This window comes from Tenacibaculum profundicola (assembly GCF_057220795.1).
The window spans coordinates 3088469-3105854 of record NZ_CM170137.1; the positions used below are offsets into that span (position 1 = coordinate 3088469).

A 17386-nucleotide genomic window follows, 5' to 3' on the forward strand; every position below is an offset into this window, starting at 1 on the left:
CGTGTTAATTGCACTGAGTGTTTTTTTTTCAAACTATGTAAAATAATATATTCTAACAATTTGTTAACTTTGTGTTCTGAAAAAATTGGATAAATGACACTAAAGTTGGAGCAAATAGATAGAGTCGAAACTATTACCAAGGAAGACTTTATAAGAAATTATTACAAGCCACAAAAACCTGTGGTAATCAAACGTTTTATTGAAGATTGGCCAGCATATTCTAAATGGTCTTTAGATTATATGAAAGAAGTGGCTGGAGATAAGATGGTGCCTTTATATGATGATCGGCCTGTGGATTATAAAGACGGATTTAATGAACCTCATGCCAGAATGAAAATGAGCGAGTATGTTGATTTGTTAAAACGAGAACCTACTAAGTTTAGGATTTTTTTGTGGAATGTACTGAAAGAAGTACCTCAACTTCAAAATGATTTTAAATTCCCTGACTTTGGATTGAAATTGATAAAAGGCTTGCCGATGCTTTTCTTTGGAGGTAAAGATTCGTATACATTTATGCATTATGATATCGATTTGGCGAATATCTTCCATTTTCATTTTGATGGAAAAAAGAAGTGTGTTTTATTTGATCAAAATCAAAATAAATACCTATATAAAATACCGCATTCACTGATAACAAGAGAAGATATTGACTTTAACGACCCAGATTTTATGAAGTGGCCGGCGTTAAAGAAAGCTAAAGGTTTTGTAACTGAATTGGAACATGGAGATGTGCTTTATATGCCAGAAGGATGGTGGCACTATATGCGTTATATAACTCCAGGGTTTTCAATGAGTTTACGGGCAATTGCTCATAAGCCTAAGAATTTTGGAAAAGCTGTCTATAACCTTCTTATCATGCGAACAGTTGATAATATTATGAGAAGAATACAAGGTCAGAAATGGATTGACTGGAAAAATAAACAAGCCATCATTAGAACCAATAGAGTAAATAAAATCCGTTGAGGTTTTTTCTGACTGATGAATTTCGGAGATGACAAACACAAAAAAAAAGGACTTGATAAGTATTGTATCAAGTCCTTTTTATATAAGTTTATTTAGCTTCAGCGTATCTTCTTTCTACTTCGTTCCAGTTAATTACATTAAAGAAAGCTTCAATATAGTCTGGACGACGATTTTGATAGTTTAAATAGTAAGCATGTTCCCAAACATCTAAACCAAGAATTGGTGTTCCACCGCATGTTACGCCTGGCATTAATGGGTTATCTTGGTTTGGAGTAGAACAAACTTCTACTTTTCCTCCTTTATGCACACAAAGCCAAGCCCAACCTGAACCAAATTGTGTAGCTGCAGCTTTTGAAAAAGCATCTTTAAAACCATCTAAAGAACCAAATTCTGCTTCAATCGCACTTTTTAATTCTCCAGATAAACGTCCTTTTCCTTCAGGGTTCATAACAGTCCAAAATAAAGAGTGGTTGTAGAATCCACCACCATTATTACGAACAGCCATGTTATTCATGTCTAAATTTGCTAAAATATCCTCAATAGACGAGTTCTCTAAATCAGAACCTTCAATAGCTCCGTTTAATTTTGCAGTGTAACCATTGTGGTGCTTGCTATGGTGGATTTCCATAGTTCTAGCATCAATGTGTGGTTCTAAAGCATCATAAGCATATCCTAATTCTGGTAATTCGAAAGCCATAAATATGTAATTTTTAAATGGTTAATTTTTTGTTTTTTCAACGGTAAAGTTAAATCAAAAAAATAAGGCAAACAACCGTTTGCCCTATTGAAAATTTATTTTTGTATTGGTAAAATCTATTCTTTAGTATTGCGGTTTCTCCTCAGTAGAAAATTCATTCATAAAACTTTCCGCTTTTTCAACCAATTGTTTACTTCCACAATAAAAAGGAACGCGTTGGTGTAATTCCGTAGGGTCGATATCTAAAATACGTGTAAACCCATCAGAAGCCTTACCGCCAGCTTGTTCGCAAATAAAAGCCATAGGGTTACATTCATAAAGTAATCGCAATTTCCCGTTTGCATTTATCGCAGTAGCAGGATAGATATAAACACCACCTTTAATCATGTTTCTGTGAAAATCGGTTACTAAAGAGCCTACATAACGGGCAGTGTAAGGTCTATTGTCTTCTTTATTTAACTCTTTACAGTGAATTAAAAAACGTTTCATTCCTTCTTGGAAATGTGTAAAATATCCTTCGCTCACAGAGTAAATTTTCCCCATTTCGGGATATCGCATATTGGGGTGCGATAAATAAAATGTTCCAATAGCAGGGTTTAATGTAAAACCATTAACACCATTACCTGTACTAAAAACTAACATAGTAGAGGTTCCGTAAGCAACATATCCAGCAGCTACCTGTTCACTACCTTTTTGTAAGAAATCATCTATTGTAACCGGAGTTCCAACAGGAGAAATTCTTCTGTAAATAGAGAAAATAGTTCCTACCGATACATTTACATCAATGTTTGATGAACCGTCTAATGGGTCCATTAAAAGAACATATTTGTTGTCGTTGGTGCTGTTTTTCCCTTCAACTACAACAAAATCATCCTCTTCCTCACTAGCAATACCACAAACAATTTCTCTATTGATTAACGTTTGTTTAAATAGATCATTTGCTAATACATCTAGTTTTTGTTGTTCTTCTCCTTGCACATTAACATCGCCAGCAGCACCAGTGATGTCCACTAATCCAGCTTTTCTTATTTCGTAATTAACAACTTTGGCGGCCAAACGAATTGAGTTAATTAGACGAGATAACTCACCAGAGGTATATCTAAAAGAATTTTGATTGCTGATGATAAATTCACCAAGCGTCATATGCTTGTTGTTCATGATGTAATTTTGAATTCCCTACAAATATGCCAACTTTTTTACGTTTCTACAACCATTTCATGTTTTTAAATTTTCAACAAATAAAAACGATGTGTTTTAATTTTTAGGTTTATTTTTAGGAAATAGTTTTGAAAAGTATCTTTACAAAAAAAAAGGAGAATGAGTTTTATTATTAGAAAAGGCAGCCGAAAAGATGTTCAGGCGATCCATGACTTAATTGTTGAGTTAGCAGTGTTTGAAAAGGAGCCTAATGCGGTTGAGTTAACGGTAGAGGATTTGATAAGAGATGGGTTTTCGAATCAGCCGAAATTTGAAACTTTTGTTGCAGAAGAGAATGACGGAGCTATTATTGGAATGGCCCTTTTTTATGAGCGTTATTCCACGTGGAAAGGGAAGGCAGTCCACTTAGAGGATTTAATGGTGACACAAACTAAAAGAGGCTTAGGCGCTGGAAAAGCACTATACAAAGCAGTTTTAGAATATGCGCACCGTAATAACTATAAGAGAGTAGGATGGGAAGTACTTGATTGGAATAAGAATGCCATTGATTTTTATGAAAGCACTGGTGCGGAAATTCAAAACGGATGGTTTGTTGTGCGGATGAAAGAAACGAGGTTAAAAGAATTTATTGAGAATAATTAAATTGTGAGAATATTTAAGTTTGGAGGAGCGTCAGTAAAAGATGCTCATAGTGTGAAAAATGTTGCACGTGTATTACAACATGAAGGTGTTGAAAACACATTGGTTGTGATATCAGCAATGGGGAAAATGACCAATGCCTTTGAAGTGTTAACCGATGCCTATTTTTATAAAAGGGATAATGTAGAAGAAGCAATGACTTTCATCCAAGAGTTTCATCAAGAAATAATTCTGGATTTATTTTTGGAGAAAACTGAAACAGTAGTTGTTAAAGTTAATAATTTGTTTGGCGAGTTGAGCGGGTTTATGATTCGTAATAGATCCAGAAACTATAACTATGTGTATGATCAAATGGTTGGGTATGGTGAATTGTTAGCAACAACGATTGTAAGTGAATATTTAGAAAACATAGGTATTCATAACGAGTGGCTGGATGTTAGAGAGTTTATCAAAACAGACACAAACTACAGAGATGCAAAGGTTAATTGGGATCGCACTTCAGAAGTAATTCAGGCAAAAGTAGATATCACTAAGTTAAATATTACCCAAGGTTTTTTAGGGGGTAGTAATAATGAAACAACTACCTTAGGAAGAGAGGGGTCAGACTATACAGCAGGAGTTTTTGCTTACTGTTTAAAAGCAAAAAGTGTTACAATATGGAAGGATGTTGAAGGAGTGTTGAATGCTGACCCAAGAGTTTTTACGGATACAGAACTATTGGAAGAAATATCGTATACAGAGGCGATTGAAATGGCATTTTATGGGGCTTCGGTGATTCATCCCAAAACCATTCAGCCTCTAGAGAAAAGAGATATACCTCTTTATGTTCGTTCATTTGATGACCTAACTAAAAAAGGAACAAAAATTAGCAAAGGAGTACTCTTAAAACCATTTGTTTCATGCTATATAGTAAAGAAGAATCAAATTTTGATTTCCATTTCAGCCAGGGATTTTTCATTTATGGTTGAAGATAATATTAGTCATGTGTTTAAAAAATTACACGAGCATAAACTCAAAGTAAATCTAATACAAAATTCAGCATTAAGCTTTTCTGTGTGCGTAGATGATAAGTTTAATAATTTTTCTGAATTCAATGATGAATTACAAGGGATGTATTTGATAAAATCATACAAAAACGCAACATTGTATACAATAAGGCATTTTAACGATGATGCTATTTTATTAATAAGAAAAAAAGGGCAAGCTATTTTGCGTCAAATAAATACAAAAACAGCCCAATTAGTCATCCAAGATAGACTGCAAAGATCATAAATTTAAGTTATATTTGCGTTTATGTCTAACGGCTATTTAATATGGGTTTAGTAACATCAAAGGAAATTGCGAAAGCAATCGGCACTGATAAATATGGAGTTTTAGGAACATTTTCAGGTTGGTTGTTAATGAAACTTTTACGAATTTCTAAAGCAAATAAAGTATACAATAAACATAAACATAAAAAGGATTTACCATTTTTAAATGCGCTTTTGGATGAGTTTCAAATTGAATTTGAAATTCCAGAAGAAGATTTAAAACGGATTCCTAAAAATGGCGCATTTGTTACCATTTCGAATCATCCCTTAGGAGGGATAGATGGTATATTACTTCTTAAGTTGTTGGTGGAGCACCGACCAGATTATAAAATAATAGCGAATTTTTTGTTGCATAGAGTTGATCCTCTAAAGCCATACGTTATGCCTGTGAATCCTTTTGAAAATCATAAGGATGCGAAATCAAGTGTAATTGGTATTAAAAATGCATTGTTGCATTTGCGTGAGGGAAAACCTCTTGGTATTTTTCCGGCGGGTGAAGTATCAACGTATCGTGACGGTAAGTTGATGGTAGATAAAGAATGGGAAGAGGGTGCAGTGCGTTTGATTAAAAAGGCTAAAGTACCAATAATTCCTATTTACTTTCATGCAAAAAACAGTAAATTGTTTTATATCTTATCGAAGATAAGTGATACCCTAAGAACGGCTAAACTACCGTCAGAATTATTGTCTCAAAAGAATCGAACGATTAAAGTTAGGATAGGAAAACCAATTTCTGTGAAAGATCAAGATTTGTATCCTGAAATTCCAAATTTTTATCAATTCTTGCGTAAGAAAACGTATATGTTGGCAAATCCTTTTGAGAAAACACCTCAAAAGATATTATCCTCACAAAATTTAAAAATTCCAAAAAAAGCAAAAAAAATAAGTATACAGAGATCTCCTGAGTTATTTATAAAAGAGGTCGACAAATTAAGAGATTTGGATGTACGACTGCTTCAAAGTAAGAATTATGAAGTGTTTTTTGCTAGCGCAAAACAGATACCAAATCTTTTGCATGAGATTGGTAGATTAAGAGAAATAACCTTTAGAGAAGTTGGAGAAGGAACGAATAGTTCTATAGATTTGGATAAATACGACAGATACTATTATCATATGTTTCTTTGGGATAGAGAAAACAACTGTTTAGCAGGGTCGTATAGAATGGGCTTAGGAAAGGAGATCTATAAAAAATACGGAATTAACGGCTTTTATATTCATACACTGTTCAGAATTGAACCCGAATTACACCCAATGATGGAGGCATCTATTGAAATGGGAAGAGCATTTATTATTAAAGAATATCAACAAAAACCAATGCCGCTTTTCTTGCTTTGGAAAGGAATTGTTCATGTAACTTTAAGACATCCTGAACATAAATTTCTGATAGGTGGAGTAAGCATAAGTAATCAGTTTTCGGAGTTTTCGAAGTCTTTAATGATTGAGTTTATGAAATCACATTACTATGATCCTTATATTGCTCAGTATATTCATCCGAAAAAAGAGTTTAAGGTTAAGCTAAAAGATGCAGACAAAGACTTTGTATTTGATGCTACGAAAGCTGATATGCAAAAATTTGATAAAATCATTGATGAAATTGAGCCAGGCGCACTCCGTATACCGGTATTAATAAAAAAGTATGTAAAACAAAATGCCCGCTTAGTCGCGTTTAATGTTGACCCTAAGTTTAACAACGCTATAGATGGGTTAATGTATATAAAAGTTTCTGATATACCTGACAGTACGGTTAAACCAGTAATGGAAGAATTTCAAGCTGAATTAGAACGTAGAGCAGCGGAAAACGGAATGAATAAATGATGGCATAAGGCTTATCATACACGATATTAATAAGAAAGATTTCAACATTGGTTGAAATCTTTCTTATTAAATACCCATCGGGAAATGTACTTGAAACCCGAATTATGCCATAGATACTCTATTACAAGAGTAAGCTGCTGTAAAATCAATCACTTGCCTTTATCGCGCTGACCTCTCCGATGAGGAAGTTCTATTGCATAATTCTAGTTAAAATAGAGTTGTAAGGGAATAATGAAGTCTGTTTGAAGTACGATCAAGACACTATTTATTTTAATGGTGAGTACTTTAAAAACAAAGTACAGATGGTGTTCCAAGGTGTCTTCAATCCGATGTAAATATAAGAATGAAACGGAGTCGAAATAAATTCTATAAATCAGAAAAGCTGAACAATGGTATTAGTCATTATTCAGCTTAAATAGATATACCTGTAAACAATGTGTTTTCAAGTATTAGTCGTTAGCGCACGCTTTCTTGTCGCAACATTCTTTTTTACAGTCAATAGCACAAGTAGTTTTATTTATTTTTGCCTATTTCAGATGTTTTGTACGTACCCCCATCTGCAATACCATCAATAAAAGCAATTAAATCTTGTTTGTTGGTTTTGAGCGCATCGTATTTTACAATAGCAGTACTGTCATTGAAAATAACGTTAGCCTCAATAACTCCTTCTTTTTTAGAAAGCTTAGAAGCGATTGTTTTGGCACAACCAATTTCACAGGTCATTCCAGAAATAGCGAAATTTGCCTCTTCAATGTTTTGAGTTGTTTTTTCGGTGTTATTTTCAATATTTTTTTTTGCTTCATTTTTACAGCTAACAGCTAAAAAACTAACTAGAGCAACTATACATATTATTCTTTGGATTTTCATCAGTTTTAATTATTAGGTTATATGGCAAATTTATCAATAAAATTAACATTTTATAGGTAAATAGTCGAATTTTGTACGCCTAAGACTGAAGGATGAATAAACAACAACAAAAATGGTTGTATTTGATAGTACTTTCTCTAGTTTGGGGGAGTTCTTTTATATTAATGAAAAAGGCCTTAATTGGTTTAACACCATTACAGTTAGGGGCTTTACGAGTGCTGATTACCGCTGTGTTCTTGCTGTTAATTGGTTTTAATAAGTTAAAAACAATAAAAACAGACCAATGGAAATGGGTGTTTTTAAGCGCATTGTTAGGTACTTTTTTTCCTTCGTTTTTATATGCGTATGCCATTGTTGGAATTGATAGCTCCATTGCGTCAATATTAAATTCTATTACACCGTTTAATGCTTTATGGATTGGATCGGCTTTTTTTAGTATTCCATTTAGAAAATATCAGTTGGTTGGAATTTTAATTGGGTTATTAGGAACCGTAGCGTTACTCATGGAAGGGTCGGATTTAAACCCAAATCAAAATTATTGGTATGCTTTATTACCGGTGATATCGTCTTTAGGTTATGCTTTTAACGTGAATATTATAAAAAAATATTTGCAAAGCTTGGATGCTTTAGCGATAACAGCGGGGAATTTTGTTTTGATTATTATACCGGCCATTTTAGTGTTAGCATTTACGAATTTTTTTTCTTCATTTGAATTAAATTCAGAAACAACACCAGCACTGGGCTATATCTTTGTTTTATCCATAATTGGAACTGGTGTAGCCAAAATAATGTTCAATAAATTGATCCAGATTTCGTCTCCTATTTTCTCCACATCGGTAACTTATTTAATTCCTATAGTTGCTGTAATTTGGGGGCTAATAGACGGAGAAAAGCTTAGTGGGCTTCAATTAATCTCTGGTGGGGTTATACTGTTTGGGGTATATTTGGTAACCAAGAAAAGATAAAAGAGTCAAACCATTGGTTTGACTCTTTTGTGTAAGGTTATAAAAAACTGAGTTTATTTGAAATCTTCATCAGAAACTTCCTTGTTTATTTTTATTTCTTTTGTAATGAACTCCATTTTCATTGGGCCCATTACTTGAACCATTTTATGTGGGAATTTGATTCCATTTACTTCTTTATATTCAGAAAGAGTAGAAGGAACTACCATTTCTCCTTGCGGTCCTTTTACAGTTCGAACTTCCTTAACTTTTAAACCTGTTTTTACGTCGTAAAAAGCTTCGGTTTTCCCGAACTTTATAACATAAGCATTATTACCATCAATAGCTTCTATTCGGTCTAATTTTCCATTTCTATAAGCTTCATCAGAAAATGGCGCTGACAAGTTCTTGCTTTCTTCTAAATCTGTACCTGTTAATGCTGTTTTTTGTCCGCGAGCTTCTTGATAACCTGTAGTACCATTAAAAACACTTTTTTGCATAATGTTACCCATTACAGAAACTATACTGGCTTGTTTGTTCGGTGCGGCAGATTTGATAACCAAATTTACCGGAGTGCCTTGAATAGTAGCGTTGGAATTTATGAATAATGATTTTACGGTAGCTATTTTGTCTTTCCCTCCAATAGCATTGTAATAATTATCTATTACAGTACTGGCGTTTACACCTGATGGAATAGGTAAACTCATAGTTGGTTTTGTTGTCGGATTACCATATGTGTCAAAATAATTGATGTTGTAGTTAGCTGTTTTTTCCAAGTTGTTCAACACATCAATTCCTTTGCCTGTAATAATTATTCTAGCCTTGTCTCCTTTAAAATATTTTAATGCTGCGTTTTGAACGTCTTCTAAAGTTACAGCGTTTATGTTTTCAAGGTAGGTTTCGTAGAAATTATCTGGTAAGTTGTAACGAGCAATATTTAGCGCAAAACGAGCCGCTGTTCTTGGCTTCTGTACATTTCTTACAAAGTCTCCTATATATTTAGCCTTTGAATTTTTTAATTCTTCAGCAGTTACTTGTTGATATCTTATTTTGTTGATTTCCTTTTGGATTTCAACCATAGCACTGTCTGTTACTATATTTCTTACCGCAGCACTTGCCTTAAACTTAGCCAATCCTTTTAGCTTGTTTTGAGAAATATTTGAATAAGAACCATAGGTGTACCCTTTGTCTTCACGAAGATTCATAAATAAACGGGCAGTTCCACCTCCACCTAAAATATTGTTCGCTAACAAAGCGGCATAATAATCAGTATCTCCTAAAGTTAAATCTAACGTGTTAACTACCGCTATTTCTGATTGAACGGCATTTGGCATATCAATAAAATTGATTTCGGTAGTATTCAAGTTTTTTGGAGTAGGGATAGAAGCAACGGGAATACTTCCTTTTTCCCAGGTACTGAATAAGGCGGTAATCATTTTTTTAGTTTCACTAGGGTTAATGTCTCCTACGATAACTAAATAGGCATTGTTTGGTCTGAAATAACTAGTGTAATGTTTTTTAACATCGTCTAAAGTAATGTTCTTGATGCTTTCTTTGGTCACAAACTCTCCATAAGGGTGATTTTTCCCATATACTAAGGCGTTCTCTACCCTTCTGGCTATTGCTTTGACATTTTTTTCTTCAGATTTTATCCCGTCTAAGGTTCTTTCTACAGATTTGTCAAATTCTTCTTTCGTGAACTTTGGATCTTTAATTCCATTCGCCATTAATTCTAATACTTCAGGGAAATACTTCGTTAAGGAACGAGCAGAAGCTCCATCACTATTAAAAGAAAGAGAGGCTCCTAAATAGTCTATACGTTCATTGAAATCGTCTTTTGTAATCTTAGAGGTTCCGTTCCCTAATAAAGCGCCCATTGCATCTGAAAGACCTGACTTATTTCCTTCAAGTATTGGTTCATTATCTAAAGTCAAAGAAGCAGAAACCCTTGGTAACTTATGGTTTTCTACCATAATGACTTTCAAACCATTTGGTAAATTGAATTTTTCAGCTTCGCCAAGTTGAATCTTTGGAGCAGGCCCTGGTTTTGGTTGTACACTTCTGTCTATTTGTTGTCCGGTTGCAGAAAAAGACATGGTTGCAACTGCTAATGCTAATAATATTATTTTTTTCATAATGCTGTCTTATTACTGAATTATTTCTTTGATTCTGGTAAATATTCCATTACCAGTCTTTGGTTTTTATTTAAATATTTTTTAGCCACATTTTGTATCTCTTCTCTTGTAATTGATCGATAAATATCAATTTCAGAATTTACTAAGTTTGTGTCACCGTACAATACATTGTATCGAGCTAAAGAATTCGCAATTCCTTCAATACTTGAATTTGAGTTCACAAAGTTGTTTTCAAACTTGTTTTGTAATTTTTGAAAATCTTTTTCTGAAATTAAATTGTTTTGAAGTTTATTGATCTCTGCATCAATTTCCTTTGTTAAATCGCTTAAGTCATTTTTACCTAAAGGAAGAGCATAGATAATATAAGTTCCATAATCTTCTTGGCTCAAATTAAATGCTCCTGCTTGCAATGCCATTTTTTTAACATCTACTAGTTTTTTGTAGAGTACAGAACTTTTACCACTGCTTAAGTAAGATGAAATCATGTCTAAAACTCGCGCATCTCTTGTTTTCATAGAAGGAGTTCTATACGCCTGAACAATAGCAGGAATTTGAATGTTGGGGTCATAAGCTTTGGCGTAAAATTCTTCTGTTATGGGAGCTTCTTTAGGGAAGCTTCTAACGATATCATTTCCTCTTGGGATTGGGCCAAAATAAGCGTCGATTAGTTTTTTTGTGTGAGGGATGTTTATATCTCCTGCAATCACTAAAGTAGCATTATTAGGAACGTAGAATTTTTTATTAAAAGCTAAAAACTCTTCAAGGGTAGCAGCATCTAAATGCTCCATTTTACCAATTGTAGTTCCTTTATAAGGATGTTTTTTAAACATGTTTTTCTTTACATTCTCTAAGAAACGAGAATAAGGCTGATTGTCAACACGGAGGCGCTTCTCTTCCTTTACAACTTCATTTTGGGTGTCAACTCCTTCTTGTTTGATGATTGGATGTAGCAACCTTTCTGATTCCATCCATAATCCTAATTCAAGATTATTTGATGGGAAAACTTCATAATAGTAGGTTCTGTCATCTGTGGTATTGGCATTATTCGTTCCACCATTAGAAGAAACAATTTTGAACCATTCTCCTTTTTTGATGTGTTTTGTTCCTTCAAATAGAAGGTGCTCGAAAAAGTGAGCCATACCTGTGCGATTAGGTTGTTCATCTTTGGCTCCTACATGATACATTACAGAGGTAGTGACAACTGGTGCCGTATTATCTTGGTGTAAAATAACGTGCATTCCGTTTTTTAAATCGTACTCTTCAAACTCAACTTTTTGTGCATTTGCTATAAAAACAAAAGCCATGGTTGCAGTTAGGGTTAAAAGTATTTTTTTCATTGGTTACTGTTTAGTTTGTTAATAACTTATATGACGTTTCCGTAACGTTTATGTTACGTGAATTTCGGGAATAATTTACCTATAAAAATTTAAATATGGTGTTTAGGGTATTAATTTTCTGGTTTGTAGGTTGTTTAGTTTTTAAAAATACGTATATTTGCACCCGCAATTTCTTTAAGAAGTTGTGTATTAATGTATAAACGCAAAATAAAAAGTATGTACGCAATCGTAGAGATAGCAGGGCAACAGTTTAAAGTAGCAAAAGACCAAAAGGTGTATGTTCACCGTTTACAAGAAGCAGAAGGATCAAAAGTAACTTTTGATAAAGTAATGCTTATTGAAGACAGTGGAAATGTAACTATTGGCGCCCCAGCTATAAAAGGTGCAGGAGTAACTGCAAAAATTTTAGGTCACTTAAAAGGTGATAAGGTAATCGTTTTTAAGAAGAAAAGAAGAAAAGGTTACAGAAAGAAGAACGGACACAGACAATACTTAACAGAGATTCAAATTGAAAGTATTGGTACTTCAGGAGAAAAAGCAGCTCCAAAAAAGGAAGTTAAAAAAGCGGCTCCTAAAAAAGCATCTAAAGGAGATGATTTGAAGAAGATTGAAGGAATTGGACCTAAAATTGCTGAAACTTTAGTTGAGGCAGGGATCGTTACTTATGCAGATTTGGCGAAAGCAGAACCAGCTAAGATTTCTGAAATTATAGCAAATGTACGTGGGAATCATGTTACTGATACTTGGCCAAAGCAAGCAGGTCTTGCCGCTGAAGGAAAGTGGGATGAATTAAAAGAATTACAAGATAAGTTAGACGGGGGCGTTGAAAAATAAATCCGTAAGTTTAATCTAAAAAAACTCAATTAAGATGGCTCATAAGAAAGGTGTCGGAAGTTCGAAAAATGGTCGTGAATCAGAATCGAAACGTTTAGGAGTAAAAATTTTTGGTGGACAAGCTGCTATTGCAGGTAATATTATTGTTCGTCAGAGAGGAACTCAACACAATCCAGGTGAAAATGTATATATGGGGAAAGACCATACGTTACATGCTAAAGTTGATGGTGTTGTTAAGTTTCAAAAGAAAAGAGATAATAAATCATATGTTTCTATACTTCCATTTGAAGCATAGAATAGTAAAGATATCTTATTAAAGCAAAAACTGTCTGTTGAAGGCAGTTTTTGTTTTTATATGCCTAATTAGTTCACACACAGTTAAGGCAATTAAAAAAAGCACTAATCTCCAATTAGTGCTTTTTTTGTTTAATAATCATTTTTGATTAATCCCCCAATTATCAAAATGAATCTATCTACATATTCCTCATCAAATATGAGGTAAATAATGAAGTTACAAAAGTTATAATGTATAGTTGGTAGATGATAATGTGTAGTTGACTTATTTTTAGGTTGAAAAGTGTTAAACGTTTGTTTGGTAGTTATTTGTAAATGTAATTTACACCAGTAAATTAAGTAATTACCTATTTTGATAAATAGATAAAAAAAAGAAAAGCACTAAATACTTAGTGCTTTTCTGTTCAATTCTCATTGTTGATTAATCCCCCAATTATCAAAATGAAATGATTCCCCTTATATATTATTAGGCAAATATGGGATGAAAAAATAATTTAATAAAACTAAATGTACTGATGGTATATGATATTGTGTAATTGGTTTGTATTAAAGTGTAGCAGGTTTAATTGGGGTGTTTTTTGTTTGGTAATGAGCTTTTTCGATTTTAATTTTCGCATATTATAGGTTACATTTGATGTAAATACGTAAGAATGTTAAGAGCTGTAATTGTAGATGATGAACCTAAAGCCATACAAGGGCTTACTTGGGAATTATCAAACTTTAGCAATGATTTAGAGGTTGTAGAGACCTTTAATGAAGCTGAAAAAGCCATAGAATATATAAATGCAAACCCGCTCGATTGTTTGTTTTTAGATATAGAAATGCCAACCATGGATGGTTTTCAGTTATTGAACAAGTTGAATAAAAAAGATTTTGCGGTGGTTATTACTACCGCATACAATGAGTATGCAATTAAGGCATTGAAAAATGAAGCCATTGATTATTTGTTAAAACCTATAGATTCTGACGATTTAGAGGAAACATTAGATAGAATAAAAAATCATCATTCTAAAACAAGTAGCACTACTAAATTCGATCAGATCTTATCTAGCTTTAATAAAAAGTTTAATCGGCGAAAGATAATTATTAGTTCAGATGGGAAATTGATTTTTTTGGAAGAGTCCGAAATATTATTTGTAGAATCAGATGGTAACTATAGCTCTATATATACAACCAATAATAAAAAGATTGTAGTAACCAAAAAATTGAAAGAAGTGAATGCTTTATTACCCGAAGATCATTTTTTTAGAATCCACAATTCGTATGTTATTAATCTTAACAAAATAAAGGAATTCTTAAAATCTGGTGGTTACGTTATTTTAGAAAATAATCATAAAATCCCGGTTTCTAGGCAAAAGAAATCTGACTTTTTGGATAAATTTTAGTATTAATGAAGCTCTTTTTTATATACAGTTTGTTTTTGTGTATCAATAGTTATTCTCAGGTGAGTTCTTCTGTGGAACAGGATAGTTTGATAGATAGTTTTTTTGACAAAAAGATCACCAATTACTTTGAAGTACAAGAACATTTTAGAAGGTGTAAGTTCGATGATCGTAAAATGGACTTACTCTTAAATAAAAGTGAAGAATTCAATAGTATTTATGGTAAAATTTATGCCTATAATTTGCAAGGAAGAAGATCTAGAAATAAAACAGAATATAAGAAGGCTATAGGGTATTATGAAGAAGCGTTAGAGCTTTCAAGAAAAGTTAAAGAAGTTAGTGCTGAAATTGTAACATTAAATCAAATAGGTGTTGTTTTTAGAAGGCAAGATAAGATAAGATATGCTTTAAATTATCATCAATACGCATTGGAGTTGGCAAGTAGTATTGAAAACCCATCTATTCATTTTAAAAAGAGTATTAGCATTTCGGAAAATAGTATTGGAAACATATACTTAACACTAAAGCAATATAAATTGGCTCTTGAAAAGTTCGAAAAAGCTATTATAACGCAACGAGAGTTAAATGATAATAAAGGGTTAGCGATTAATCACCAGAATATTGGAGTGGTTTTTCAACATCTTGGGGATTTGGATAATGCTTTAAAAAATTATTATGAGTCACTTCGATACAATGAAGAAAACAAATCCAAAATAGGAAAGGTTATATGTCATAATAGTATCAGTAATGTTTTAATTTTAAAGGGAGATTACAAAATAGCTTTAAAGATAATAACCGAAGTAAAAAAATTATCACATGAAATAGGGAATAGCTATTATATATCAGCAGTACATAATACACTAGGTTACTGTCAGATAAAATTGAATGAGCTAGTTGAGGCAGAGAAAAATATAACGAAAGCTTTAGGTATAGCTTTAAAATATACTATCCCAACGAATGTAAATACTTCCTACGAATATTTGTCTCAAATCTATAAGCTGAAAGGAGATTATAAAACGGCATATAATTTTTATAAAAAATCTATTGAAGGGGATAGAAAAATTTTTAACGATAGAAATGTTTTGTATGTTAATAACCTAATTAATAGGTACGATAGTGAAGTTAAGAGTAATAAAATTAAAAGTTTAGCAAAGGAAAATGAAATTACAAAACTCAAACTTACTAAAAACCGTAATGTTTTAATTATCGCATTGGTATCTATAGCGCTGTTTGGGGTTTTGTTATATGCTATTTATGGTCAAAGGTTATTGAGTAATGATAAAAAGATATTGATGTTAGAACAAGAAGCATTGCAGAGTCAGATGAGTCCACATTTTGTGTTTAATGCTCTTAACTCAATTAAATTATACATCATCAACAATGAGCAAAAAAACGCGGTATATTATTTAAATAAATTTTCAAAGTTAATCAGGAGTATTTTAGAATCCTCGAAAACGAAAGAGGTGACATTATCAGAAGAACTGAAAACAATGAATTTATATATGAGTATTGAAAACATAAGGTTTTCTAATGAAATCACCTACCGAGAATATATTGATGAGGAGCTTAATTTAGAAAAAGTAAAAGTACCACCACTCATATTGCAACCTTTTCTAGAAAATGCTATTTGGCATGGCCTATCGTCAAAAAAAGGAAGAAAGATTGTTATTTTAAAAATCGAGAAAATATCTGATAATTTTATTCAAATTGATATTACAGATAATGGTATTGGTAGGGAAGCGGCTTTAAAGATAAAGAAAAGTAAATCGTTAAAGAGAAAATCAATTGGCATAGAATTAACAAAGCAACGATTGAAGAACTTTTCTAATGAGTTTCAAAATAGCTACTCATTGGTTTATACAGATTTGTTAGATAAGTCGAATATGCCTATTGGAACAAAAGTATCCCTTAGAATACCTATTAGTTAGCTAAAAGTCAAATGATAATTGTACCCAAACAGGATCTTTTTTGGGTGTGTTGAGATTGCCAAAGGATATACCAAGTAGTCGAACAGATTCTTTCAAGCTTTCTTGATATAGAAGTTCTTTTATTATAGGCATAAAATCAACCTTTAAATACAGGTAATTAGAGACTGTTTTACTTCTCGTTTGTTGGGTGAAATCGCTGTATTTGATCTTTAAGGTCAATGTTTTTCCTTTGGTTTTAGAACGAATCATTCTGCGCTCTAGTTCAGTTGCGATGGTATCCAAACGGTCTAACATGTATATTTCTGATGATAGGTTTTCTCGAAACGTGCGTTCAGCGGCTATTGATTTTTGAGTTCTATTTGGTTTTACACTGCTATTTTGAATTCCTCTTACAATATTGTAATAGTGAGTTCCTGATTTTCCAAAAAGAGTTACTAATTCGTTGAGTGACTTTTGCTTTATGTCTAATCCTGTGAAAATACCTAGATTATGCATTTTAGAAGAAGTGACTTTACCTACACCATAAAATTTATTAACCGGAAGCTTTTCTAAAAAGCCAATAACCTCATCTGGATTTATGGTTTTTTGTCCGTTAGGTTTGTTAATGTCCGAAGCCACTTTTGCTAAAAATTTATTAATAGAAATCCCAGCAGAAGCTCTCAGTGCTATTTCATCCCATATTCGTTGCCTAATTTCTCTGGCGATACGACTGGCAGAAGGGTTGCGTTTTTTATTCTCTGTAACATCTAAATAGGCTTCGTCAAGGGAAAGTGGTTCAACTAAGTCAGTGTAATCGTAAAAAATGGCGCGAATTTTTGATGAAATCTCTTTATAGCGTTCAAACCTAGGTTTAACAAAAATTAAATGCGGGCATTTTTGTTTGGCTAGTGCACCACTCATCGCAGATCGTACCCCAAATTTTCGTGCTTCATAACTTGCCGCTGCAACAACGCCTCGAACGTCACTTCCTCCTACAGCAATTGGTTTCCCTCTTAAATCCGGATCATCTAGTTGTTCAACGGAAGCGTAGAAGGCATCCATGTCAACGTGAATGATCTTTTTATAAGGCGTTGGTAAATCCATTCA

At 32.9% G+C, this 17386-nt stretch carries 15 protein-coding genes; 9 read left to right on the forward strand and 6 right to left on the reverse strand.

Features of this window, described 5'->3' with window-relative positions; all coding sequences use genetic code 11:
* The first annotated feature begins 93 nt into the window (after positions 1 to 93).
* Positions 94 to 963, forward strand: coding sequence for a cupin-like domain-containing protein (locus AC2TDS_RS13285; protein WP_484736065.1), 870 nt, complete (start codon positions 94 to 96; stop codon positions 961 to 963).
* Positions 964 to 1051: 88 nt separating this feature from the next.
* On the opposite strand, the gene AC2TDS_RS13290 is transcribed toward AC2TDS_RS13285, so the two are convergent.
* Positions 1052 to 1660 carry a superoxide dismutase gene (locus tag AC2TDS_RS13290; protein WP_484736066.1) on the reverse strand — a complete coding sequence of 203 codons (609 nt, stop codon included), beginning with the start codon at positions 1658 to 1660 and terminating at the stop codon, positions 1052 to 1054.
* A gap of 123 nt (positions 1661 to 1783) precedes the next feature.
* On the reverse strand, positions 1784 to 2818 hold the full coding sequence (fbp, locus tag AC2TDS_RS13295; RefSeq protein ID WP_484736067.1) for a class 1 fructose-bisphosphatase: 1035 nt from the start codon (positions 2816 to 2818) through the stop codon (positions 1784 to 1786).
* A gap of 159 nt (positions 2819 to 2977) precedes the next feature.
* On the opposite strand from fbp, the gene AC2TDS_RS13300 reads away from it, so the two are divergent.
* From AC2TDS_RS13300 to AC2TDS_RS13310, 3 genes are read left to right on the forward strand one after another with little or no spacing between them, the layout of a single operon-like run.
* Positions 2978 to 3460 carry a GNAT family N-acetyltransferase gene (locus tag AC2TDS_RS13300; RefSeq protein ID WP_484736068.1) on the forward strand — a complete coding sequence of 161 codons (483 nt, stop codon included), beginning with the start codon at positions 2978 to 2980 and terminating at the stop codon, positions 3458 to 3460.
* Positions 3461 to 3463: 3 nt separating this feature from the next.
* Positions 3464 to 4729: an aspartate kinase gene (locus AC2TDS_RS13305; protein ID WP_484736069.1), complete on the forward strand. Its 1266-nt coding sequence runs from the start codon at positions 3464 to 3466 to the stop codon at positions 4727 to 4729.
* Positions 4730 to 4770: 41 nt separating this feature from the next.
* Positions 4771 to 6582 carry a lysophospholipid acyltransferase family protein gene (locus AC2TDS_RS13310; protein ID WP_484736070.1) on the forward strand — a complete coding sequence of 604 codons (1812 nt, stop codon included), beginning with the start codon at positions 4771 to 4773 and terminating at the stop codon, positions 6580 to 6582.
* A 513-nt stretch (positions 6583 to 7095) separates the two neighbouring features.
* Here AC2TDS_RS13310 and AC2TDS_RS13315 read toward each other — a convergent pair.
* On the reverse strand, positions 7096 to 7449 hold the full coding sequence (locus AC2TDS_RS13315; protein ID WP_484736071.1) for a cation transporter: 354 nt from the start codon (positions 7447 to 7449) through the stop codon (positions 7096 to 7098).
* Positions 7450 to 7541: 92 nt separating this feature from the next.
* Between AC2TDS_RS13315 and AC2TDS_RS13320 the strand changes: the two genes are divergently transcribed.
* Positions 7542 to 8414, forward strand: coding sequence for a DMT family transporter (locus AC2TDS_RS13320; protein ID WP_484736072.1), 873 nt, complete (start codon positions 7542 to 7544; stop codon positions 8412 to 8414).
* Between the two features lie 53 nt (positions 8415 to 8467).
* Here the strand turns inward: AC2TDS_RS13320 and AC2TDS_RS13325 are convergent, their stop codons facing one another.
* Positions 8468 to 10525: an insulinase family protein gene (locus tag AC2TDS_RS13325; RefSeq protein ID WP_484736073.1), complete on the reverse strand. Its 2058-nt coding sequence runs from the start codon at positions 10523 to 10525 to the stop codon at positions 8468 to 8470.
* A 20-nt stretch (positions 10526 to 10545) separates the two neighbouring features.
* Complete coding sequence (locus tag AC2TDS_RS13330) at positions 10546 to 11862, reverse strand: M16 family metallopeptidase (RefSeq protein ID WP_484736074.1); 1317 nt, start codon at positions 11860 to 11862, stop codon at positions 10546 to 10548.
* Between the two features lie 216 nt (positions 11863 to 12078).
* Here AC2TDS_RS13330 and rplU point away from each other — a divergent pair, with 216 nt between their 5' ends.
* The 4 genes from rplU to AC2TDS_RS13350 all read left to right on the forward strand — a co-directional run bounded on the left by rplU (position 12079) and on the right by AC2TDS_RS13350 (position 16300).
* Positions 12079 to 12696 (forward strand): 50S ribosomal protein L21, encoded by a 618-nt coding sequence (gene rplU / locus AC2TDS_RS13335; protein ID WP_484736075.1) that lies wholly within the window; start codon positions 12079 to 12081, stop codon positions 12694 to 12696.
* A 34-nt stretch (positions 12697 to 12730) separates the two neighbouring features.
* Positions 12731 to 12991: a 50S ribosomal protein L27 gene (gene rpmA / locus AC2TDS_RS13340; RefSeq protein WP_484736076.1), complete on the forward strand. Its 261-nt coding sequence runs from the start codon at positions 12731 to 12733 to the stop codon at positions 12989 to 12991.
* A 649-nt stretch (positions 12992 to 13640) separates the two neighbouring features.
* A complete protein-coding gene (locus AC2TDS_RS13345; RefSeq protein ID WP_484736077.1) occupies positions 13641 to 14375 on the forward strand; it encodes a LytR/AlgR family response regulator transcription factor in 735 nt (244 codons plus the stop codon).
* Between the two features lie 5 nt (positions 14376 to 14380).
* The gene (locus AC2TDS_RS13350; protein WP_484736078.1) at positions 14381 to 16300 is read left to right on the forward strand and encodes a tetratricopeptide repeat protein; all 1920 of its coding nucleotides are present in this window, start codon (positions 14381 to 14383) and stop codon (positions 16298 to 16300) included.
* Here the strand turns inward: AC2TDS_RS13350 and dinB are convergent, their stop codons facing one another.
* Entirely contained in the window at positions 16301 to 17383 is a 1083-nt protein-coding gene (dinB, locus tag AC2TDS_RS13355) for a DNA polymerase IV (RefSeq protein WP_484736079.1), read from the reverse strand.
* Positions 17384 to 17386 lie beyond the last annotated feature (3 nt).